This window comes from Candidatus Caldatribacterium saccharofermentans, from assembly GCF_050267035.1.
In the GTDB taxonomy this organism is placed as follows: domain Bacteria; phylum Atribacterota; class Atribacteria; order Atribacterales; family Caldatribacteriaceae; genus Caldatribacterium; species Caldatribacterium saccharofermentans.
In genome coordinates this window covers 1509845-1532936 of sequence record NZ_CP187957.1, presented here as the reverse complement: position 1 = coordinate 1532936, position 23092 = coordinate 1509845, and the positions used below count along the sequence as shown (strand labels likewise).

Annotated in this window: 19 protein-coding genes and 1 pseudogene; 10 read left to right on the top strand and 10 right to left on the bottom strand. The window is 51.7% G+C overall.

Annotated features, from left to right (window positions below):
- Nucleotides 1–4: 4 nt before the first annotated feature.
- From ACPT9Q_RS07730 to ACPT9Q_RS07695, 8 genes are all read right to left on the bottom strand, one after another.
- The gene (locus ACPT9Q_RS07730) at nucleotides 5–991 is read right to left on the bottom strand and encodes an ABC transporter ATP-binding protein (protein WP_427365493.1); all 987 of its coding nucleotides are present in this window, start codon (nucleotides 989–991) and stop codon (nucleotides 5–7) included.
- 4 nt (nucleotides 992–995) lie between these two features.
- Nucleotides 996–1850: an ABC transporter permease gene (locus tag ACPT9Q_RS07725; protein ID WP_427365492.1), complete on the bottom strand. Its 855-nt coding sequence runs from the start codon at nucleotides 1848–1850 to the stop codon at nucleotides 996–998.
- Nucleotides 1851–1865: 15 nt separating this feature from the next.
- The gene (locus ACPT9Q_RS07720) at nucleotides 1866–2879 is read right to left on the bottom strand and encodes an ABC transporter permease (RefSeq protein ID WP_427365491.1); all 1014 of its coding nucleotides are present in this window, start codon (nucleotides 2877–2879) and stop codon (nucleotides 1866–1868) included.
- Nucleotides 2880–2955: 76 nt separating this feature from the next.
- The gene (locus ACPT9Q_RS07715) at nucleotides 2956–4839 is read right to left on the bottom strand and encodes an ABC transporter substrate-binding protein (protein WP_427365490.1); all 1884 of its coding nucleotides are present in this window, start codon (nucleotides 4837–4839) and stop codon (nucleotides 2956–2958) included.
- Nucleotides 4840–4856: 17 nt separating this feature from the next.
- Nucleotides 4857–5546: a hypothetical protein gene (locus ACPT9Q_RS07710; protein WP_427365489.1), complete on the bottom strand. Its 690-nt coding sequence runs from the start codon at nucleotides 5544–5546 to the stop codon at nucleotides 4857–4859.
- Between the two features lie 7 nt (nucleotides 5547–5553).
- Nucleotides 5554–6849 carry an alpha-L-fucosidase gene (locus tag ACPT9Q_RS07705; RefSeq protein ID WP_427365488.1) on the bottom strand — a complete coding sequence of 432 codons (1296 nt, stop codon included), beginning with the start codon at nucleotides 6847–6849 and terminating at the stop codon, nucleotides 5554–5556.
- Entirely contained in the window at nucleotides 6849–7925 is a 1077-nt protein-coding gene (locus tag ACPT9Q_RS07700; RefSeq protein ID WP_427365487.1) for a LacI family DNA-binding transcriptional regulator, read from the bottom strand. The genes ACPT9Q_RS07705 and ACPT9Q_RS07700 overlap by 1 nt, the downstream gene beginning before the upstream one ends.
- Before the next feature lie 577 nt (nucleotides 7926–8502).
- The gene (locus ACPT9Q_RS07695) at nucleotides 8503–10386 is read right to left on the bottom strand and encodes a hypothetical protein (protein ID WP_427365486.1); all 1884 of its coding nucleotides are present in this window, start codon (nucleotides 10384–10386) and stop codon (nucleotides 8503–8505) included.
- Nucleotides 10387–10472: 86 nt separating this feature from the next.
- Here ACPT9Q_RS07695 and ACPT9Q_RS07690 point away from each other — a divergent pair, with 86 nt between their 5' ends.
- The 10 genes and pseudogenes from ACPT9Q_RS07690 to ACPT9Q_RS07645 all read left to right on the top strand — a co-directional run.
- Complete coding sequence (locus ACPT9Q_RS07690) at nucleotides 10473–11285, top strand: PKD domain-containing protein (protein WP_427365485.1); 813 nt, start codon at nucleotides 10473–10475, stop codon at nucleotides 11283–11285.
- A 5-nt stretch (nucleotides 11286–11290) separates the two neighbouring features.
- Nucleotides 11291–12607, top strand: coding sequence for a hypothetical protein (locus tag ACPT9Q_RS07685; protein WP_427365484.1), 1317 nt, complete (start codon nucleotides 11291–11293; stop codon nucleotides 12605–12607).
- 95 nt (nucleotides 12608–12702) lie between these two features.
- Nucleotides 12703–13704 (top strand): LacI family DNA-binding transcriptional regulator, encoded by a 1002-nt coding sequence (locus tag ACPT9Q_RS07680; protein WP_427365483.1) that lies wholly within the window; start codon nucleotides 12703–12705, stop codon nucleotides 13702–13704.
- Nucleotides 13701–15095 (top strand): hypothetical protein, encoded by a 1395-nt coding sequence (locus ACPT9Q_RS07675; protein ID WP_427365482.1) that lies wholly within the window; start codon nucleotides 13701–13703, stop codon nucleotides 15093–15095. Before ACPT9Q_RS07680 ends, ACPT9Q_RS07675 begins: the two co-directional genes overlap by 4 nt.
- 74 nt (nucleotides 15096–15169) lie before the next feature.
- Nucleotides 15170–16216: a glycoside hydrolase family 172 protein gene (locus ACPT9Q_RS07670; RefSeq protein WP_427365481.1), complete on the top strand. Its 1047-nt coding sequence runs from the start codon at nucleotides 15170–15172 to the stop codon at nucleotides 16214–16216.
- A 121-nt stretch (nucleotides 16217–16337) separates the two neighbouring features.
- The gene (locus ACPT9Q_RS07665; RefSeq protein ID WP_427365480.1) at nucleotides 16338–17615 is read left to right on the top strand and encodes an ABC transporter substrate-binding protein; all 1278 of its coding nucleotides are present in this window, start codon (nucleotides 16338–16340) and stop codon (nucleotides 17613–17615) included.
- Between the two features lie 56 nt (nucleotides 17616–17671).
- Nucleotides 17672–18571, top strand: coding sequence for a carbohydrate ABC transporter permease (locus ACPT9Q_RS07660; RefSeq protein ID WP_427365479.1), 900 nt, complete (start codon nucleotides 17672–17674; stop codon nucleotides 18569–18571).
- On the top strand, nucleotides 18568–19401 hold the full coding sequence (locus tag ACPT9Q_RS07655) for a carbohydrate ABC transporter permease (protein WP_427365478.1): 834 nt from the start codon (nucleotides 18568–18570) through the stop codon (nucleotides 19399–19401). The genes ACPT9Q_RS07660 and ACPT9Q_RS07655 overlap by 4 nt, the downstream gene beginning before the upstream one ends.
- Before the next feature lie 27 nt (nucleotides 19402–19428).
- Nucleotides 19429–19731 carry a hypothetical protein gene (locus ACPT9Q_RS07650; protein ID WP_427365477.1) on the top strand — a complete coding sequence of 101 codons (303 nt, stop codon included), beginning with the start codon at nucleotides 19429–19431 and terminating at the stop codon, nucleotides 19729–19731.
- Between the two features lie 291 nt (nucleotides 19732–20022).
- Nucleotides 20023–20196 (top strand): annotated as a pseudogene (locus ACPT9Q_RS07645) (carbohydrate ABC transporter permease); the annotation flags it as partial.
- Here the strand turns inward: ACPT9Q_RS07645 and ACPT9Q_RS07640 are convergent.
- Together ACPT9Q_RS07640 and ACPT9Q_RS07635 are read right to left on the bottom strand one after the other, a co-directional pair.
- Entirely contained in the window at nucleotides 20186–22189 is a 2004-nt protein-coding gene (locus ACPT9Q_RS07640) for an IGHMBP2 family helicase (RefSeq protein WP_427365476.1), read from the bottom strand. The pseudogene ACPT9Q_RS07645 and the gene ACPT9Q_RS07640 sit on opposite strands and share 11 nt — an antisense overlap.
- Nucleotides 22167–23090 (bottom strand): ABC transporter permease, encoded by a 924-nt coding sequence (locus ACPT9Q_RS07635; protein ID WP_427365475.1) that lies wholly within the window; start codon nucleotides 23088–23090, stop codon nucleotides 22167–22169. Before ACPT9Q_RS07635 ends, ACPT9Q_RS07640 begins: the two co-directional genes overlap by 23 nt.
- Between the last annotated feature and the right edge of the window lie 2 nt (nucleotides 23091–23092).

Genomic DNA, 23092 nt, shown 5'->3' with positions numbered 1-23092 from the left:
ACTGTTACCTCCCACTCCTTAGCCAGCACGCCACTTTTCGCTCAGCACCAACACTGACCAGCGAAGGAGTTTCCTTCTTACAAAGCTCCAAAGCATAAGGGCAACGAGGATGAAAGGCACAGCCAGCGGGGAGATTCAAAAATGAGGGTGGATTCCCCGGCACTCCTTCTCGTACCTGCTTGTCGCCAATCCTTGGAAGCGAGTCAATGAGGTACTTCGTGTATGGATGTAACGGCTCTTTAAAAATGTCCTGTGTAGGGCCTTCCTCGACAATTCTTCCCGCGTACATAATGGCCATTCTCGTCGTGATATTTGCATGAACACCCATATCGTGAGTCACAAGAACAACAGTATTGTGTGATTCTTTTTGGATCTCCTTAAGGAGTTGTATCACAGCCTTTTGGGCTACCACATCGAGTGCCGTCGTAGGTTCATCGGCAAGAATGACCTTCGGTTTAAGAAGTGTCGCCAGGGCAATGGCAAGCCGTTGCCTCATTCCCCCAGAAAGTTGATGGGGATAAGCATCGAGAACCTCGGGTCCAAGCCCCAGAGTTCTAATGTGCTCCCTTGTCATTTTAAGAAGCTCGTCCTCTCTCCCTTCGACGTGGCTTCTGAAGAAATCGAGAAAGGTCGCCTTGATTCTGCGAATAGGATTAAAAATACTCATGGAACCCTGCGGGATATAGGAGATGTACTGCCACGCAAGCCTCTTCTTTTCCGATTCAGGGAGGGCAAAAATATTAACTTCCTGCCCCCAGGGGTAATAGTAAACTTTTCCCCCAAAGATTCGCAGCGGTGGTTCAACCGCCGTGACAAACAGAGCTTTAAGAAGCGTGCTTTTACCCGAGCCACTCTCTCCAGCAATGCCATATATCTCATCACCTGGAACGTTGAGGTTTATCCCATTGACTGCCGGAACAGTTCTCCATCCATTTGGAGACTGCAGGACGTAACCAGCTTTCAGGTTTTCTGACCTAAGCACCAAGTCCATACGATCACTCCCTTGTAGCTCTCCATAGGCGACTCCTTGGATCCATGTATTCGCATAGGCTCACTGAAATAAAGTAGAGTCCGGTAAGGAGCACAAGGGTCAGCACAATAGGAGTCATGATCCACCACCAGTATCCGAGAAGCAGCGCTTGGCGACGCAGTGCCCAGTAGAGCATTGTTCCAAGGGTGGGAGTTTCAAGTTTGCTCAATCCAAGTATTGCCAGGGTGATCTCCGAAGAAATCGACCAGGTCATATTATTCAACACCGTAGATAAAAGAAGCGGGGTGATATGGGGCATGTACTCTCCGAAGACAATGGACAATACGTTCTTCCCCGAAAGTATCGCTGTTTGTGTAAAAGTTTGTTCACGGAGGCTGAGTACCTGAGATCGTATTGTTCGAGCATCCCATGGCCAACCGAAGAAAGCAAGAAGAATGCTCAGTCCTATAAGGCTCAGCTGGCCTTTCATGATTGAGGCAACGAGAATAAGCATCATAACAAGAGGTAAGACAAGGATACCATCGGTGAGGAACATAAGGATTTGATCGGCAATACCTCCTTTGTAACCCGCAAGAAGGCCAACGACAGTGGCGATGATTCTCGAAAGAAGTGCCGCAACAAAAGCAATAATCAGCGAATTCCGTACAGCAAAGGTGGCTTCCCAGAAGACGTCCTGACCCTTAGAGTTCGTTCCCAAGATATGAGGCCACGAAGGAGGCATATCTCGGGGAACTTGAAGCCATTCTACAGGGTCATAAGGCGAAAAGAACGAAAGAAAGGCAAGTATTACTAAGGCTGAGAGAAAGGTAAAGCCAAGCGTAAACCGATAATCCTGGAAAAGTGCTCGAAGGGCTTCCATTCCATTATCCCCTTTTCATTTGTATCGAATTCTGGGATCCAGCAACGGGTAACATAGATCAACAATGAGCACCAAGGTGCTCACCATAAATATGGATATCGCTGCTATGCCCATGATGAGATTGTAATCAGCTCTCGAGATTGCTTCAAAGAGGAGAGTTCCTACGCCGGGATAAGAGAACACTATCTCGACAATTATGGCTGCGGAGTAAATCTGGCCTATGGAAAGGGCAAGACCTGTAACCTGAGGAAGCATGGCGTTGCGTATAACATACTGCGAAACTAAACGCCACGTGTGCACACCTCCAAATTTCGCATGACGCACAAAATCTTCGTTTTTCACATTCTGCACTAAAAGCCGCATCTGATGGTACCATACCGCCCCACCAAGAATGACCATGGTGAGTACAGGCAGGAATGAATGCCGTAAGATATCCAGAAAGGAGGCAATGGTGAGAGAAGGAGTTTTACCGATACTAGCCCCTCCTCCGAGGGGGAAGATTTTCCAAAGATATGCGAACAGGATGAGAAGGATGAGTCCGAAAACATAATGGGGCATGGGTCGTATGACGGTGGCCAACGTATCTAAAAGTTTTGCCCACCTTTTTTGAGAGAAGTAGCCTGCTATGCCTCCAATGACGTTGCCAAGAAGCCAAGCGGCGATGGTCGAACTCAGCATGAGTCCGAGTGTCCAGGGGAGAAACCGCCGAATAAGCTGAGATACTGGAGTGGGGAATTGAAAGAAAGAAGGTCCAAAATCGAGCGTGAGCATGCGCTTCCAGAAAGAAACGTATTGGGTAAGGAGGGATCCCGAAAGCCCAAAGAGCTCTTGAAACGTAGCCACCATTGTTTCCACCGTTTTCGCATCAAGCCCTGCTCCATGCTGCTGAAATTGGCCAATGATAGCCCGGATGGGGTCCTGGGGAAGTAAACGGGGGATAAAGAAAACCAGAGTAAGGCCAAGGAAAACAACAAAGATGTATTGAAGAAACCTCGCAATAAGATAGATCTTCAAAGTCTTCGCACTCATGCGCTATTTTTCCTCCTTCAAAACTGTGCCTTGCTCTCCCGGGGTTTCCAGGAGAGCAAGGCAGTTGCTACTCATGCTACTTTTGAGAAGGCTTCAGGAAAGGTAAAGTAAGCTTAAAGTTGGGCCACCAGTGCCATGGATGAGGATAGAGATTCTCAGCGCCTGGATAGTTGGTCCAATACATTTCGCTCCAGCCAAGGAACGCAATGCCACCATAAATTGGAATCGTTGGCATCTCTTCGACAAGGAGTTTTAGGGCCTCAAGTCCAAGGTCAATAGTTGCCTTTTCATCAGCGATATCCACCTTCTCAAGCTTTGCGATGATTTCATCCATGCGTGGGTCGGACCAGCGTGAAGAACCACCTGGATCAAATGCGACATATTCTCCGATGGGTCTTACCTGGGAAGAATGGAAAGGCCAAAGGGTGCGGTAGAGGTCAACCCCGGCACCCCAGGGTTCCAGAGCAGCCCAGGTAGTATTGATATCAAACTCGCCAAGGAGGTTTAACGTGGTGAATTGCAACGGTGTCCACGTTTCGATACCTATGCCAAACTTTCTCCACTGGTCAGCAGCGGCAAGCATCGTTCTGTGGTGGAAAGTTGTTGGTTCTGGGTGTCCTAAAAGTTGAATAGTCCACAGGGAACCGTCAGGAAGGTGCCACCTGCCAAACTCGTCTCTAAAGAACCCGTGTTTTTTCAAAAGTTTTTCAGCCACGTCTGGGGCATATTTCCACCATCCAATGCCAAAGATGTCCTTGATGGCTTCAGGGTCTTCTGGAACGGGGTATCCCCTTTTCTTAGCAAGAGCTGCGAGTTTTGAAGGGACTTCCGGATCAAAGGGTTTGAACTTTTCTCCATTACCAAGGTCCAGTTCAAAGTTTAAGAGCCACTCGTACATTGGTTCAAAGTAAGCTTTTCTGTATGCTGGAACGGGAGGGATGTGGATTGGAGACACAGGTGCCATAAGGTCAGCTGCTATGGTCATGAATTCCTCGATATTAATTGCTAAGGTAAGCGCCCAGCGAACATCCCGGATGTTATAAGGTTCCTTCATGTGGTTGAGAACGAGGCCTGGCACGAATGGGTCGATGTTACAGACCCACGGCCATTCCTTGCGCCAGGTACGTACATGGGGGGCCCTCATAGCCGCTCTCATGCCTTCTACCGAGAGATAAGCCAGGTCCAGTTCCCCGTTTAAAAGAGCCAGTATTTTGGCTTCTTCCGTGGCAAATACCCGGGTGGTGATATACTTGGGCTTCGGTTCACCGTAAATCTTGCCCGTAGCACTCCTGTCCCAATCCTCTCTTCGCTTCCAAGTCGTCCAATAACCTGCGGGATCGTAGCTTTCCAGGACATAAGGGCCAGTTCCAACTGGTGGATTGAACTTGAACGTAAGCGGATCCTCGACCTTTTCGAAGACGTGTTTTGGCATCGGTCTGAGGGCTCCCCAACGGTCCAGGAAGTAGGAGTGGAACCGGGAATTTGGTTTCGTAAGCTCGATTTCCACGGTATAGTCGTCAATCTTCCGAATCTCTTTTACGTACTCCGCCATTGGCCCATGCATGAGGAGCTGAGGAATGCGTTTGTGAAGATCAACGGTGAAAACAACGTCATCTGCTGTGAAAGGCACACCGTCGTTCCAATGGATTCCTTCGCGCAGACGTATGGTCATCTTTGTGAAATCCTCGCTGTATTCAGGGGGCCATTCTTTGGCCAAGAGTGGGAGAATCTCACCGGTAGCTGGTTCGGCAATCCAGAGCGGTTCAAGACAGTACTGATGAAGTCCCCTGTCTGGCCATCTCCATCCTGCCCAAACATTGAAGTCATCGGGTGTGCCGATAACACCGGTCACCGTATCGTGAATTAAAGTTTCTTCTCGGGGTTGAGCTAAAATCGGGTAAGAAATGAGCAAAGTCCCTACTATCAACACGCTGACGGACAACCAAATAACTCTTCTCATACTTTCTACCTCCTCCTTTACTCAACAACAATCATCTGATGTCCTTTTACTTGTGGTACCACAAAGTGCACGTACTTGCCATCATACTCGAAGGAAAGATTCTCAAGCTCCGGAACAGTTCTCACCTCCTTTGGAGAAAGAGGGGTTCTCAGCTCTATTTTCACCCCGGTGATAGGAACACAGTCCTCCACCATGTCAATGCGACCCTTGCTGCCTATGGGGTAATACAAAAGATGAAGGATGAGCTGATCCCCTCTTTTGAGAACCGTAGCTTCTCCCTGTGTTGGGAAATTTGAGACCCGAAGCAGGGGGTTTGGTAAGAGTCGCTGTAAGCATTCCTGAAGAATGAGACGATATACAGGGTATCCCCATTTTCGGTACATGGCAAAAAACGGGTGGGAAATATAAATCACCTGACCCACCTGCACGATAACGGGCTCGTCAGTGAGATACGCTGGAGGAGTCTGGCGATGGGAACAGAAGGTTTCCCATGTCCGGTTAAAGTAAGGATGAACGGCCTTCCCGAGAACCTCACCCGCTCCTTTTAGCTTTACCTTACTCCCTCGCTCGTACAGGACGTAATCGTATGAAGGATCAAGGCTATCGAAGGATTCATGTATACGCACAAATTCCCTTTCAAACGGCGATGGTCCGAGGTACTGAAGACCGAGTTCTGCAAGAGCAAAATCTCTTTTCTCAGGATCCAAACCCGACTCATGAGTGAGAAGAAGTGCTCCTCCCCTCCTGAGAAAGCCCCGCACCTTCTGAGTGAGCTCTTCGTCGAAAAGAACCCTGTCCGGAGCTACTAATAAGGGAATCTCTGTCAATAAGGTGAAATTGGTGCTTAAGCTCTGTAAGAAGAAGTGTAGCACCTTCATCAGAATCTTGTCCGACTGCTTTACCGATGCCAAACAAGGGAATTGGACCCTCTGTTTCTTCACACACAAGAACTCCTATATCCGCTTGAAGCTCTGCATCGTGACACCAGGGTTCCTTTTCTTTTACCTGAGCATATACTGAACCTATGAGCTTATACGTTGCTGAATCGAGCTTACCGCGGGGGTGGAGCTGGTCTCCCACAGAGCACTTTGCACCCAGGGCAAGTGAACGGAAACACTCGTATTCTAAAGCGGTCTTGCTTTTTAACCCGCCAAAATCTCCCCATGAAATGTGAAACCTTCCAGTCTGTCCCACAATTTCTTTTCCAAGGGGTGCGCAGTAACGAGCGAATACCGGGAAGTGAAGATAGCCCCACCCTCCTGTTGGTAGTGACTCTATCTCAAAGTGCGTCATGTATTCCTGTTCAGGTCGGATACCCTTGCTGGGGTTGTTCTGCAAGCGCATTCTTGTATTAAAGACAACAAGTGCACCGGGCTTTTTCCTCTTTACCACATCGTAAAGCCTTGCCATAGCCTTTCTTTCTACTTCGAGGTTGTGAGCAAGTCGATCTTCCTTGGAGTCAATGCGAAGCCCCTTTGCCCGCATGCTCTTTTGACAGTTGTGGCAAAAACAGCCACTCGGATGTTGCACAATGATGTCGTACCAGATACCGTCTACGTCGTAGAGCGTTAAAACTTCCTCGACCTGCGCGCATACGTAGTCAATGTACTCCTGAGCATTCAGGCAAAGGTATTGCCATCCCTTGCTCTCAAGAGGACCTCGACCGATAAGTCTTCCCTCCTGGTCAACCTGGCGCCACTCAGGATGGGTTGAGGCAGCAAGTTCATCCCAGACCACCGTAGTGTAAACGACACAGCGGATATCATACCGGCGAAGTGCTTCGACCATCTCCCCCAGGAGATCCCTTTTAAGGGATGGGTGGGGAGTACCCACTTTTGTGGGGTAGTAACAGTACCCGTGATGGCATTTGGAGAAGATGTTGATAGAATCAACATGGGCTTCTTTCAGGGTTCTTGCAAACTCTTCTGCATCAAAGTCAGCACCAACATCAGGAATAAGTGGCGACGTATGAAAGTCAAGATGGACTCCGCGGAAACGTATCTTAGCCATCAATTTTTACCCCCTTTTTGCCCATTTGGGGCTATTGAACTCCTTACAAGAAGCTCGCATTTTAGCCGAATCTCCCGAGGTGCTCTTTTAGGTTTGCTATCTCGCAATTTCTCAATCAAAAGGTTCACAGCCTCCTCACCCATGTCCCATGCTGGCTGCACAGCACAGGTTAAGAACGGTTCAACCACGGGTGTCCACTCGATATCGTCAAAACCAACAATACTTATATCCTGGGGGATGCGTATCCCCATCTCACGGGCAACTTCGAGGAACCCCACGGTTATGTTCCCACTGGTGAGAAAAATCGCTTTCGGAGGATCCTTGAGGGAGAGGAGCTTTTTTGCTCCTTCTACACCCACTTTTTTCCCCATTCCTTTTCCAAGGAAGACGTGTTCTTCCTTGACCTGAAGGCCTCGCTCCCGCACAGCTCGCCAGAAACCGGAAGCTCTTTCACAAGCAGTAAGCATCGTAGGCTCCCCGCTAATCATTCCAAGTTCAGTGTGCCCGTTTTCAATGAGCATGTTTGTGAGACGATACGAAGCTTCCTCATTGTTGACGCCCACAAAATCGAAATTCCCGTCTGCAGGGACTGTATCAATGAAAACAACCCGTTCGGCAAGAAAACGCAAAAGGTCTTCCCTCACAGCAGGGGCTAAATTTTGTTCATCCAGACAACGAATAGTAGTAGCAACAATAATTCCTTCCACTCCGCTCCGGTACATTGTTTCTATCAGTTCCAGTTCCCGTCCCGGTTCACCATAACTACATCCTAAAAAGAGGTGGTATCCCTGTTGACTCAGATGAAATTCGATAGAACGAATGATGCGGAGCCAAAAAACATTATGAAGCTGCGAAACAATAAAACCAACAACACGCAGCTCCTGAGCCTTTAGAGCAGAAGCGATAGGGTTTTTCCGGTAGCTGATGGCTCTGATGGCTTCCAGTACCTTTTTTTCCGTTTCAGGTAACACCGGACGGGTTTTATTCAACACATGAGATACTGTGGAGGGAGATACACCAGCCAGCTTCGCCACGTCGCGTAGCGTTGGTCTCTTTTTGTTTTTATTCTCGTTCACCGTCCTACCTCATTTAGAAAAATTTTGCGCAACTTCTTTCCACATTCTAAGACGAAACCAATGACTAGTCAATAGGGACGAACGTGAGGTAAAGGCACTTTTTGAGGATCACCTCAGCAAAGTATACCGTTTTCTGGTGCGCGGGCCTTCTCCCAATACAGGTAGAATCTTTGCATCCTTAGGGTCTCGGAAGGAAGACGGGATTCCTGGTCTTTTTCCGGAATGTGAGAAACATTTTCCGAAAAATGTTTTATAGCCTCAGCAAGGTGCCTTTTGATTTCTTCTGGATGTTTGATTTCCTCCCTGAAGACAACCCGAGCAGGTTTTCGAGAAACACCAAAGCCAGCCTCCGTCCACTTCCAGACAGACAAGGATACAAAGCTCCCGAAGTCCGTGATGAGAAACTTCCACTCTAAGCCCGGAAAGAGGACCTCTGGAACAATCTAACGAAGAACACGAAAAAGACTGCTGCAACAAAACTTCAGAATGCGACTATGGTAAACCCTGCCTGAACCAAAGGCGCAAGAGCACGGTAATAGGTGGAAAAAGACGAGTTTAGGCATGTTCGTACAGGACTCTACTCCCCGCAGGGAATACGCTGGAAATCCCAGGCGTACTTCACTGTCCCTGTGTACAGGGGGTACTCCACCACCTTTTCACCCTTCACCACTTTGAGATCTGGGGTGACCCCCTGGATTTCGCCGCTTGACATCTCGAAGCGGTCAAGTTCTGTCTCCAAAGAAGCAGTGCTGGTTTCCCGGGTTTCCCCGGTGCAAACGTCGTGATATCGACTCAGGACCTCCGAAAAACCTTTCCAGACAAGGCCTCTGAATCCGCAGGAGAAGCGATACTGCCCGGTTTTTCTGTCCACCACCACACTGGCAGAAACCCGAAAATCTCTGTCGCTCAAGGTTCCACGCACCCTGGTTTCCGAAGACTCCCAGCTCCCCGGCCTCACCGGGACCTCGCCTCTTCCCCCTTTCCTCCGGCAGGTGGTCACACAGCTCTCGTGGAAGGTTTTGATGGTCGCTTCGTACGTCCCCGAGAAATCCTGGGAGAGGATTGTCTCGGGTTGACCTGGCTGCAAAAGAAGCTCACCCCGGATATGGGCGTGGAGTTTGGTGGTAAGTTCTGATTCATCTCTCCCACATTCTGTGGGATCGCTCTCTTTTGCTTCCCTGTAGGACAGGTCCACGGTGATATCTACCGTTCCCCGCCAGCATGCCGGCTCCTCCACCAGGGCAACCGAAGTTCGCTCCTCCACAGCATCCGGATACTCCCTGGGCTGGTACCGGGCAATGACCTCCACTCCTTCCTCTTGTACTCCTGCCTGGTACATGAGCCGAATCCTCCCCCAGGCATCGGTTCGTACCTCACCCTGGGGCTTTAGGGAACCATCCACAAGGCCCTTTGCCTCTATGGTGACCACCTCACCCTCCAGGGGGACGTGCGCCCCATCGGGGGTAACCTGAAAAAGGCGCACCTCAAGAGCGGTCGATGCACCGGGGGCAATGTACACTTCTTCCGGTTCAACTTCTAAGGTGACCCCGGCAATGGGGACCGGGGGCAGGACGTCCTGAACTCGGACCATGTCGATGCCGCAGGTTTTTGCCTGAAAGAGGTCAAACCCAGGTTCTAATCCTTCTTTCAGGGTGTAGGTGACCGACCCACCTTCTTCACCCGTAATCTCCAGGAGTACAAGGTTCTCGGTGACCACAAAATCCTGCGGGAAACCCTTTGTGGGGTGCAGTTCTCCTCGCTCCGTTCTTCTGGGGAAAATCACCACCTGGCCATGGTGCCGGTCAAAGACCAGCTCACCCTGACAATTCTTTACCCGAACGCGGATATCCATCTCCCGTTCATCGAGTTTTGGGGAAACGTAGGGCTTCCCCAGGGCAAACTCCATCACCGGTCCCCGCGGAGGGACCCGGTGGGTTCTTTCGTACTCCAGAATCCGGTCTTTCAGAGAACCGTACCGGTCGATATTCCGCTCGATGGTGCGAAAGACGTCGGGGTCATCCCGCACAACAGAAACTCCAAGGACACTTCCAGGAAACCCGCACGCATTGTTCTGCACAAGCTTTGAGCTCATGAAGACGGCGGTGTACTCCCCCTCAAGGACACCGGCAACTTCGATATCCTCCCCTGCGGCAATAAGACTCAGGGTGTAGGAAAAGCTGTAGTCGCAACCGCTGCCATCCTCCACAAAATCAACCTGTGGGGAATTCTCTCGAAGCTCCTCCAGGACTGTTGCACGTATCTCCTGCCAAAGGGATTCCCAGGACCGGTGGGGATACTGCCCCTTCAGGTACTCTCGAAAATCTGCCTCGTCCACAACCGCCCCGCTCACCGATACCCTGGGTCTTGAGCAGCCATCTTCCCAAGCGTGGACTTCTGGCAAAGCCACGGTAAGCAGGACGAGAGAACATACCAAGAGGACTATCTGCCAGGCTTTCTTCATGCTCTCCCCTCCTTGCTCCAGGCTATTATACCATGTTCGTCGTCCGTCTTCTTCCGAGATACCCCTTGTGAGGAACATGGCCCCGGGTGCCCCCCGGAAAACCCCTGGAACTGCGGCTTGTCTGGGAAACTCCCCTGCGGGTCTTCCCGGTACAGGTCGGTTCTATCTTACGGGAAGGAAAGCTGGAACCCCAGTTTGCAAATGTCCTCGCCCCGAAGCTTTGCACAGAAGGTATAATCGAAATCTTTTTCCCCGAGAACACCCTAAAAGACCAGGATGTTTTTCGCTATAACCCGCAGTACTATGAGCTGCGGCTTCCGGAAAACCAGTCTCCCCAGGCTGATTTTGTGCTTGGGAATGATGAAATGTCCCATTTTAGAATTACCATGTTCGACGCCAGCCCCTCAAGCGATCCCGATGGGGTGATCACCGATTACTGGTGGTGGTCGCCGGATCTGCGCTTTCCCGACACCCACGCTTTGAAGCTCACCCACGCTTTCAATGCTTCCGGTATCCTCCCGGTAACCCTTGAGGTCCAGGACGACCGGGGAACCACAAGCCGCATCGAAAGAGAAGTGGCCGTCGATGCTACAAGAACCATCGGCGGACGGGACGTCACCATTCCCCCTGCGTCTGTACGGGCGCCAAAGGTTTCCTACGAAGTGGAGGTGCTCACTGGAGATACTGAGGGCGCGGGAACCGATGCCCGGGTATTCCTGGCACTCTACGAAAAGCAAGAACGCCAGGGGGTGGTCTATGGCTCTGGGGTGATGGAGCTTACCTCACCCCTCAATCCTTTTGAACGGGGAAAAAGGACCGCTTCTTCCTCGACCACATCGTCCTCCTCCACGATAACTCCGGCAGCCGCCCCGGGTGGTACGCGCTGGGCCTCAAGATAAAAGACATGTCGACAGGAAAGGAATGGTTTTTCCTCCCCGACCGCTGGCTGGCGCTCGATGAAGCCGACCATAAAACCTATGGGGAATTCAAGCCCCTCACCTCCACTTATTCTGCCGGAATCCTGGTAGAAAGCGAGCGAAACTCCTATAACCTCACGGAGCTCAGTAAGACCATCTTCATCGTACCTTTGGGGGTAGCGGAGTTCTACTTCACCTGCGGCGACGGCACGAAAGCGATGGCGGTGTACCGGGAGAACGGCACCCTCCTTGGCTGGCATAACGCTTCGGGGAAGAAACGCGTGGTACCCTATATTCCCGAGAACGAATGGGGCGTGAAATTCAAAACCGCCGACCTCACCCGTCCGGAACGCTTCAAAGTGAAGGTTTTCAGTGGAAACTTGCAAACCGAGCAATGGATCTGGATCTTTCCCGCTCACTGGTCCACCTACCCCCAGGCGGCGCTCCGGGCTTCACTACTCTTTGGCCTCAAAAACGAGGTGAACAGAGCGGAGGAGAGTAACATTTTTTACTCCGCAAAGAGAATCCGGGAATACCTTGCGCAGCTTAAAGCCGATGTGGTGAACGCCTCTTTACCTTCCCTGCAGTACGGCGTCAACTCCCTCTCCATCTTCGGACCTTCCCCCGACAGTCTCATCCAGGACACCCTCTCCACCCTGGTGGAGCAGTACCTGGAAAACCAGGAAGGAGTTATCCTGAGAATTCTCGGCCTTCTCACCTCCGAGGCGGTTTCGGAAGCAATCGGACTTTTAACCACCCTCTACGATGCGTACCGGTGGGCCACGGAATTCCCCGCTATTCTGGGAACCTCGGTGAGCGAAGTCTACAAGGTGGTCCTTCTGAACCACCTGGGAGAAAGCGATCGGACTTTCCGGCAGATCGATCTCCTCCTGCGAAAAGCGAAAGAATTCGTCGCCGAGAGTATCCGATGCCTCGAAGCAAACGACGCCCAGGGTTGCAACGAAGCGCTGCGAAAACTCAAAACTCTGGTAGTGGGGAATAACCCCACAAGCAATACTCTCAACAACCACCGGATTGACTACGGGAACTTCGGCATCGAGGATCTGGACCCCGGCATTCCCGATTACCCCCTGGCAATTCTCATCGCCGAAGAGATGGTCGCCACACAAAACTGGCGAGACAAGGGACACCCGGTGTACGTGGGGGACGAGCTTCTCTCCATTCTCCCCTACGACAAAGTCACCTGCACCAACGCGGCTTTGGATATCTTCGAACCCCTCTTTCGAGAAATCGCCGAATTCGCAGGAATCCTTGTGAACCTGTGCCTCCTTGAGCCTCTCTGAAAAAACTCTCTCCATCCCCGAAAGGACCCTTGACAGGGGTTCCCCGTTTTTGTAAAATTTGCGCAAAATCAAAAAATTGCCAAAGAAGGGAAAAGATGGCTACCCTGAAGGAAATCGCCCAGAGAGCTGGTGTTTCCATCACCACGGTATCCCATGTCCTCAACGGTACCCGCCCGGTGAGCACCGAGCTCAAAAAGCGGGTTCTCGAGGCCATGGAGGTCCTGGGAGTTGAACCCCGATTTCCCACTCGAAAGAGGTCTTCTCAGCTTGTCGCCATGCTCATCGACGACATATTCAACCCTTTCTTCACCGAGGTTTTTGCCGCTGCCGAGGCCACAGCCCGGAGCATGGGGTACCATCTTCTCCTCCTCCACTCCATCGAGCGGGGCTCGGATCTTTTGTACCTGCGGGATCTTGAGGAGAAATCCGTGGACGGTCTCATCGTGGCCACGCGGCTTGGGATTGCTCACCTCAAAAAAGCCTTCTCCACAAAGCTCCCCATGGTTTTTCTCGGGGGAAGTTTTGACGTCCCCTTCTCAACGAGCGTATTCCTCCCCGACAAAGACGGGGCATACCTTGCCACGAAGCACCTTCTCGAGCTCGGTCACCGGGACATTCTCTGCCTTGGTGGACCTGCAAAGTTTTCGCTCTTTCGGGAAAGGTTCGAAGGGTACGTAAAGGCCCTCACCGAGTGGGACCTTGCCCCCAACCCGCAACTCATGGTGGAAATGCGCCTCACCTTCGAGGAAGCCTACCGCTTCGGGAGAGAATTCCTGGGGAGAGCACAGGGCAACGTCACCGCCGTTTTCACCCATAACGACCCCTCGGCCCTGGGGATTCTGAAGGCCGCCCAGGACCTGGGGATAGACGTCCCTCGGGAACTCTCTGTTGTGGGTTTTGACAACACCTACGTGACCCGCTTCACCCAGCCACCCCTCACTTCCGTTGACCTCCCCAAAAAAATCATCGGGAAACGACTGGTGGAACTCCTCATCCGCCTCATCCAGGGGCACAACGTGGAGCCCTGCTTCATTGAGGAAGTCTCCCTCTCGGTGAAGGCCTCCACTGCTCCAAGAAGAAAGGAGGAAAAGTCTTGAGCTCACAGACCAAAATCACGGTTATTGGCGCCGGCAGCGCAGTATTCGGACCTCCAACAATTGCGGGTATCCTCAAAAACCCGGATCTCCGGGGAGTGGAGCTCTTCCTCCACGATATCAACGCCCAGGGTTTAGAGAAAATCCACGCCCTGGCAGAAAAACTCAACACCAATTTCTCCGCAGAGGCCCGAATCCGAAGCTCCACAAATCGTGAAGAGGCCTTAGACGGGGCAGATTTCGTCATCCTTTCCATAGCGGTGGACCGGGAAGAATGCTGGAAGCTTGACCGGGAAATCGCCCTGAAGTACGGCATCAACCACTATGCCGAAAACGGAGGACCGGGGTCTTTCGCCCATACGGCGAGAAACCTCTCCGTCATCATGCCCATCCTCCGGGACATGGAGAAATACTGCCCGAATGCCTGGCTTCTCAATTTCACGAATCCCGTTCCCAAAATCTGTACCGCCGCAGCACGGTACACCAAAATCAAAACCATCGGCATCTGCCACCAGATTCAGTTTGGGTACTTTATCCTTGCCGGACTCTTTGCCGAAGAACTCGGGCTCAAAATCCCTAAAGACTTCAACTTCCGCTGGAACGACCAGTCCATTGCCCTTTTTCGTCTCATGAGCAAAAAAGCCCGGGAACGATTCTTCATCCGTGCCTTTGGTCTCAACCACTTCACCTGGATGCTCTCGGTGACAGAACGGGAGACAGGGAAAGACCTCTACCCGGAAATCCGAGAGCGTGTCCCCAAAATTCGGAAAACCCTGCCTTCTTTCGAACCTCTCACCATGGAGGTCTTTGAAGTCTTCGGGCTTTTGCCCGTTCCCGGAGACTGCCACCTCTGCGAGTACCTCCCCTACACCCACAACATCCACCGCAAAACCTGGGAACGCTACGACATCCAGATGTACGATTTCGAGTGGGCAAAGCGGGGACGGGAAAGGATGTGGGAGGAGATTGAACGAGCCATACAGGGTGAGACCCCTCTCTCCCGCTTTGAAGAGCTTGAGACCGAGCGGGGAGAGTTCATCATTGCTGGGATCCTCCGAAACCTCAATGCCTATGAGGAAGCGGTGAACATCGCAAATTCCGGCTACATTCCCAATCTCCCTGAAGGAGCCATTGTTGAGGTTCCGGCACTTTTGGGAAGCGAGGGACCGGTGGGGCTTGGGGGAGGGAAACTCCCCGAGCCCATCGCAGAACTGTGCCGAAGGCAAATTCTTATTACGGAGCTCATGGTACGGGCTATCGTCGAAGAGGATAGAAAACTCGCTCTGGAAGCCCTGGCACTTGACCCTATGATTGACGACCTCGAGGTGGCACGGAAGATCCTTGAGGAATACCTCACCGTTTTTGCCCCGTACCTGGCGTTCAAACTCCACTGAGGAGGTGGTATGTTGAGAAAGAGCATATTTCTTCCAGATTCTGTTACTCGCGATAGCGAGCAGGGGGGAAATGCATGGGTTTGCTGAGGGATTTACCAAAGTTACGTAATTATGTCAGGAAAAGAGAATCAAGCTGGGATAGAACGGGGGGAAATAATGACAGGATACTCATCGCTCCCCAAGAGAGAAGGATCATAGCTGACATAGATGGTCCTGGCTGTATAACTCACATATGGATGACGATGGACTGCAAAGAGGAACACTTCCTCAGAAAAGTTATCCTGAGGATCTGGTGGGACAACGAGAGGGAACCCAGTGTTGAAGTTCCCGTTGGGGATTTCTTTGGAATGGGGCACAGTCTCACCAGGAATTTTGCCTCTTTGCCTCTTGCCATGTGCCCACAGGATGGGAAAGGCTTTAACTCTTTCTTTCCTATGCCTTTCTTTGAGCGAGCCAGAGTTGAAATACACAGCGAGTGTGCCCGGGAAAAACTTGTCCTTTACTACTACATAGACTACGAACTGTACCCTCACTCTGAGGATCTGGGAGATGTTGGATTGTTCCATGCTCAGTGGCGCAGGGAAAACCCTTGTCACGGGATCGTTCATCCTCCGGAAACCTATCACGAACCTGGTTTCAGGGGTTACAACCTCACCGGCGAGGAGAATTATGTCATCTTGGAAGCACAGGGGAGAGGCCATTATGTTGGTTGTATCCTGAACATTGAAAACCTTGGAGCACCCACGGCGTGGAACTGGTATGGAGAGGGAGACGATATGATTTTTGTCGACGGAGAGAAGTGGCCACCCTCTCTCCATGGTACTGGTACTGAGGACTACTTCAACTGTGCCTGGTGCCCTACCCAGGAGTTCATCGGACCTTACAATGGGATTCTGCTACCAGGAGGAAAGAACTGGTCAGGGAAGATCACACTCTATCGTTTTCACATCGAAGATCCCGTCTACTTTCAAAAATCAATCAAAGTCACCATTGAACATGGACACGCTAACGATAGATCTGACGACTATTCGAGCGTCGCTTACTGGTATCAAACAGAACCTCACCTGAGCTTTCCACCTCTTCTATCGGTCGAAGAAAGGTTACCAAGAGGAAAACACTGAAAAGGGGGTGATGCGTGAAGTGTGAAAGACTTAAAAAACTTCGAAAAGAACGATGTGCTTAAGTAGCTGTGGTGTTGAAAAGAGTTGATAACTTAAGGAAATATTTGAGGAGGTATGGAAAATGAAAAACTTTGTGTTTGCAAGCGTAGTATTGCTCAGTGTGTTTTGTCTGCTCATAGGAGCTGGATTTGCGCAGCAGCAAATCACCCTGAAGTTCTGGAAATTCGCAGCACCCGTTGATGACCCTATAATTGAAAAGTATATAAATTTGTGGAATGAACTGCATCCTGACGTCAAAGTCGAATTTGTCACCCTACCCTGGTCGGACTATGTCGGATTGGCTTTGCCAGCAGCATTTGCAAGTGGTGATGCTCCCGATGTCTTCTGGCTAAGTCCTGGAGACCTTTTGCGTTACGTAAACGAGGGGATGTTAGCTCCGCTGAATGAGCATGTGACAGAAACTGATTTAGCGGACCTTGTGCCAGCTGCTCGCCAGAGACCGACTATTGAAGGTGTGCTTTACGGTCTGCCAGTAGAAATGGAACCTGTGGCCATTTACTATAACGTCGATTTGTTCGAGGAAGCAGGCCTACGACCACCCAGGACCTTTGATGAACTTCTGAATACTGGAGAAAAGCTAAAAACTGAAGATCGTTACGCTCTGATCATTGAACCGGTACCCTCTTACTATCAGCTATTCGTCTGGTATCCCTTCCTTTGGGGGGCTGGTGCCGACGTTGTATCCCCAGACTGGAAAAAGGCCACCATGAACACCGAGGGTGCCATTGCGGCCTTGAAGATTTGGGGTGATTTAATCAAAAAAGGTCTGAGCCCTTCCACGCTTACGGCAGGAGGCTCCGGTAATATCGTGCACTTGCTCAATAAATTTGCCGCGATGCAGCTGGTGGGAATGTGGGCAATATCCGATCTCAAGCTGAATCCTCCCGACTTCAAAATCGACATCTTCCCTGTTCCCACACTGAACGAGAACCTCTCACCGGTGTCGGTTTTTGGCGGTTGGAATTTCGTCGTCAATTCTAAGTCTCCCCACCAGAAAGAAGCGATCGAGTTCAGTAGATGGTTTGTGTTCGAAAGCGACTTCCTGAAAGAATTCTGTGTGGATCGGGAATCAAAGCTTCCCAGCAGGGTAAGCCTTGTGGAAGCAAGCAAAGAGAAGTTTGCCGGAAACCCGCTCGCAAGGAAATTTATAGAAACAATTCTTCCTATTGCTCGTCCTGAACCAAGGTATCCAACCGACATTGCAAAGGCTCTTATGGATGCACTTTCTTTCGTCATGTTTGCGGACCTCCCTGCAGAGGAAGCGGCACGTCTGGCAAACTTCCAAATCCAGAACTTCCTGGACAATTACAAGGGCCGTATCGGTGCTTACACAGACTAAGTGGAATAGGAGGGTTGGGCCACTCCCAACCCTCCTTTAGGAGGTCCACATAAAGGATGTCTTGGAAATCGAAGCGATCGTATAGAAGCTACAAAAGAGCGCAAGTCTTTACTGGATATCTCTTTGTCCTTCCCGATCTCATCGGATTGGTCGTTTTTTATGTAGTTCCGGTCTTTTTGGCAGTATACCTTGGGCTTCATGAATGGAGCGGCTTTGGGGAGATGCGTTACGTTGGTTTTGCTAACTTTCGCAACATGGTCGCTGATGCCTTGTTTGTTCGATCGCTATGGACAACGTTTAAACTTGTGGTACTCTTTCTTCCCTTGAATTTTGCCATGAGCCTGGGACTTGCCCTGTTGGTTCAGGTTCCGAGCAGGGCTGTTAGTGTATTCAGAACAATCTACTTCACCCCGGTGGCTATTTCAGCCGTCTCGGTAGGTCTGATTTGGAGATTTATGTTTCAGTCCCATGGAGTCGTGAACGCGCTTTTGACAGGTCTGGGGTTGCCCAGGCAGCCTTTACTTGGTTCGTCCGGCCAAGCTTTACCGATCCTTATCAGTACCATTCTATACCAGTCGGTTGGATATTATATGGTGATTTTTATTGCTGGACTCAATGATATCCCTTTAACACTGTACGAAGCAGCTCGAGTTGATGGAGCAGAATGGTTCCAGAGGTTTAAGTTTATAACCCTGCCTCTCCTCAAGCCAGTGATCCTCTTCGTTTTAGTTATAAGCCTGTTGAACGCCTTCCAGGTCTTCGACCAAATCCAGATCCTCACCGCAGGAGGACCTGCCTACGCAACCACCACTACGGTTTTTTATGCCTACCGTATAGCGTTTGAGTTTTATAAGTTTGGCTACGGTGCGGCTATCAATTTTATCGTATTTCTTATGCAACTTATGATCTCCTTGCTGATGTTCAGGGTAATGAGAGGAGGGCGAATAGAAGAGTGAAAAAAAGAACTGCACATATTGGGATAGTAAAGTGGTTCGTCATGGGTATCATTGCTCTGATTATCTTGTTCCCCCTGTACTGGATGGTAAACGCCGCATTGAAGAGGGGTCCTGAGGTATTCAAGGTACCACCGCAATGGTTTCCGGTAAAACCACAGTGGCGAAATATCATTCCTGGGGTATTTCAGCACGCCCCTTTATATCCCCGGTGGATGCTTAATACACTCTTTATCTCTGCGGTTGTAACGGTAGTAGCTCTCTATTTACACGCCATGGCTGCGTATTCGCTTGCACGGTTAAATTACCCTGGGAGGAAGATAATCTTTTACACGATTATTTCCACTCTTATGATTCCAATTACCTCGATAATCATACCTGTTTTTATAATCGTTCGTGCCTTTGGCTGGATAGATACTTATATGGGCCTTATCATCCCGGCAATTCCACATGCATTTGGAATTTTCATGCTCCATCAATTTTATATCCAGTTTCCCAAAGACCTGGAAGAAGCGGCAGTGGTAGATGGATGTGGTCCGGCAGGCGTGTTCTTTAGAGTGGTATTGCCTAATTCCCGTTCGCTTCTGTCAGCATTGGCAGTATTTTTCTTTATAGCTAACTGGAATAGCTATCTCTGGCCATTGTTGGTAGTACGTACTCCGTCAATGAGAACTCTTCAACTTGGTATCGCCACTTTTGTGGGTCCCTATGAAAATCCCTGGGGCTTATTGATGGCTGCCAATGTTATTGCCACATTACCTACGCTTATTCTGTTCTTTTTCTTGCAACGTCAACTGATGACTTCCATAACCATGACCGGAATCAAAGGTTGAACTTCCTGTGGCAATCTTAGTAAAACCATGAATGAACTCATTAATGATGTAAAAATTGACGCCTTCCACTCGTTTCAGGACGAAATTATCCCTGTGATAGAATTCAAAAAACGTTATGGAGACAAAATCGGTATCTTGGGCGGTGTTGACATGGACAAGCTCTGCCGCCTTGAAAACACAGAACTACGCCAGTACGTCCGCAGCATCCTTCAGGAATGCATGCCATACCGTTACGCCCTTGGATCGGGGAACTCTATCGCTAATTACATACCGCTTGAGAACTACTTAGCAATGCTGGAGGAAGGCCTGAATTGGTTTGATAAGCAGTAAAACGAATAGAGCCAAATCCTCCACACTGAGGAGCGGATAGTTTTTTTCCTGCTTAGAAGGGCTTTATCCCAGCGTTGCGCACCTTGAATCTTGCATTCTCAAGTTCTGGTAAGGAGGTGGTGCACCAGAGAGAATGAGTTCTAAAAGTCACTATCCGGTGACTTTCTGAGATTGACTTCGGAAGGAGAAAGTTCTTATCGAACAGCTTGAGAAGCTCCACCCCAGTATCCACGTCGAGATGTAAGAAGGCCCCTCGGCCACCAACGTGCGGTCTTCATGACCCGCGCCACATCCCGAACGGTCCCCGTGGGCATTGCCATGCTTTCTGGAGCTTCCCAGTACGAAATCCCCTGGGACCAGATTTCTGCAGCCACCGTCCTCACTACACTACCCCTTGTGGCCTTCGTGGTGCTCTTTCAGCGGCGTATTGTCGAGGGTCTCACCGCCGGAGCGGTCAAAGGGTGAGGGAAAGGTACAGACCTCTCTGGCGCACGAAGGTGATGAAATCCCGGTAGAGCTCGTGATGGCAGAGGGTTTTGCCGTCACCAATGGCGATGAGTTTGGCACGAGCCCGGGTCAGCGCAACATTGAGCCGCCGAGTGTCAGCAAGAAACCCGATTTCCCCTCTGGGGTTACTCCGGACAAAGGACAGGATGATGACCTCCTTCTCCCGTCCCTGGAAACCATCTACGGTGCTCACCCGGATGGATGGAGAAAGGACCTTACTGATCTCATTCACCTGGTCATCGTAGGGGGTAATCACCCCAATCGCCTCCTCCGGAACCCCCAGAAGCAAAAGGTCCTCCACGATTTCCCTCACCAGGCGAACCTCAAGGGGATTCCAGAACGAAAAAGACCCCGGAAACTGCCGCTCAAAGCGGTTCTCGCAGAGCGCGGTATCGAGGAAGACGAGGGGCTTCCCTGGGTCCACCGCCTCCCGGTGACGGACCCCCTCCCGTAGCGTGATGCCGAGATCCTGTAGTGTCCTCCGGGCAACATCGAAAGCTGCCACAAGCCGCCCGCCGTAGAACTTCTCGTTGGGAAAAGCCATGATGTCCTCGTGCATCCGGTACTGGACGTTCAGGAAAGCAGAACGCTGCGGGTAGGTTTCTATGAGCCGCTCAAAGAGCGTCCGTGAGAGAACCGGCTGTGCCTCGAGGCTGAGAATGGTGGGCGGGAGTTGCTTGTGGTCCCCGCTCATGATAAGCTTCTGGCCTTTCACCACAGCCACCAGAGCAGAGGGTTCCGTGGCCTGGGACCCCTCATCCACAACGACAATGTCGAAGGACACATCCTCGAGGAACTCGCTCCCGGCGCCAATGTTGGTGCTCACCACAACCTCTGCCTCTTGAAGAACCTCCTGAATGGCCATTCGCTCAAGATGCCTGGCCTCTTCCGCAAGCTCTCTCATTTTTTCGTTCAGCGTAATCCAAAAAGCCATGGAACGTATCTTCTCCTGTGGCACCCCGCGCTTTGGGACACCTAAAGAAGCGAGGGAGCGGATTTCCTCATCGCTCATCCCCCGCCGCCACTGCGGTGAGGGTCGAAGGTACCGGTCCCGTTCCTTCTTCAGTGCCTGCACTTTCTCCCAGAGCTCCGCCACCCTGCGGTACACAGGCCGGCTCTCCACCAGGGCGAACAGGGTGTGGCTGAGGAGCGTCCGCTCCACCCTCGCCGGATGGCCAACCCGCACCACCCTGACCCCCCGCTCCACAAGCCCAAGGAGGAGGTTGTCGCAGGCCGTGTTGGAGTCGGCCGTGGCCAGGACCTTCTTCCCTCGTCGCACCTCCTGGAGGATGTACTCCAGGATGGTCCGGGTTTTCCCTGTCCCTGGAGGGCCATGGACGAGGAAGAGCAGGGGTTCCGCAAGGGCCCTCCGGACCGCCTCCTGCTGGGAGGGATTGAGGTCCCGGTCGGCAAAGGCTACCCCACTCAGTGGTGCGACCGAAACCCCGTCACCTTCTCCAAGGAGAACTTTTTTGAGCGGGTACACTTCCGGGGTTACCCCGGCAAAGCGGGTCAGGGCTTCCTCCATTCTCCGGAAAGCAACGTCGTTGACGTAGAGGTCAATCCGGAGATTCCGCCGCTCGACCCATGGGGGAGGGAAATCCGGAAAGGCCACGGTGATGGAACGGGAGGTGATTTCCGTCACCGTCCCCTCGATGCCGCTCCGCAGAGGATCCCTCCCATGGCTCACCAGGACCACATCGCCAACCCGAATCTCGGTTTCCCCGAACTCCCTCTCCCGCCCGAAACGGACAAGGTGGAAGCCCCCAACCTCCCGCCCCACGTATTTCCCCGAAAGGCCAAGGAGCGCCCGCCCCTTCCGCTCCCGCGCTTCAGGAGAGAGGGTACGGATTTCCTGCCGCATGACTGCAATCTGTGCTTCCCGCTCCTTTTTGAGAGCTTCTCGAAAGACGGCAAGATACGAGTGGCTATTCCTTCCGGTATGGTTCATACCGAGCCGGAGGCACTGCCCTCCCCACAAAGCCCGAAAGGACGAGAATGGTCACAAGGTAGGGGATGAGGAGGATAATCTGGGAGGGAAGGACACCCAGAGCCTGCAGGCGCATCTGCAGGGCGTCGGCAAACCCAAAAAGGAGGCTACTTAGAAGACACCCCAGAGGGGTCCACTTCCCGAAAATCATCGCCGCAAGGCCGATGAATCCCCGACCGCTCGTCATTCCCCAGGCGAAGAAATTGAGATGTCCCAGGGAGAGGAACACGCCCCCGAGACTTGCCACCAAAGACCCAGCCACAACCCCAAGGGTCTTGTAGCGGAAAACGTCAATCCCTGCGGTGTCCGCTGCCTGGGGATTTTCGCCCACTGCCCGCAGACGCAACCCCCAGGGGGTGGCAAAGAGGAAAAAGTGGAGGACGAAGACGAGGACTACGGCGAGGTACACCAGGAAGGTGTGCTCGTTGAGGACCGGCCCAAGATAAGGGAGACGGGCAAGAAGGTCACTGCGAAGGGGAGCGAATCCCGAAACGGCTTCCGAAGCCCCCCGGGAACCCCAGATTTTCTGGGAAAGGAAAGCGCTGAGCCCAAGGCCAAAAACGTTGACCCCTGTTCCCACCACAATCTGGTTCCCGAAAAAGCGCACGGTCAGAACGGCAATGATAAGCCCCCAGAGGAATCCCGAAGCCAGGCCCCCCAGAAATCCCAGAAGGGAGGAAGAGGTGAAGTAGGTCACAAGCACTCCAAAGAACGCCGAGGTGAGCATGATGCCCTCAAGACCGATATTCACCACCCCCACCCGCTCACAGAGGAGTCCCCCCAAAGCGGCAAAGAGGATGGGCGTTGCCATCCGGAGCTGAGCCTGAAAGAGACTCAGGTTGATGATTTGCGAGAGGCTCATGC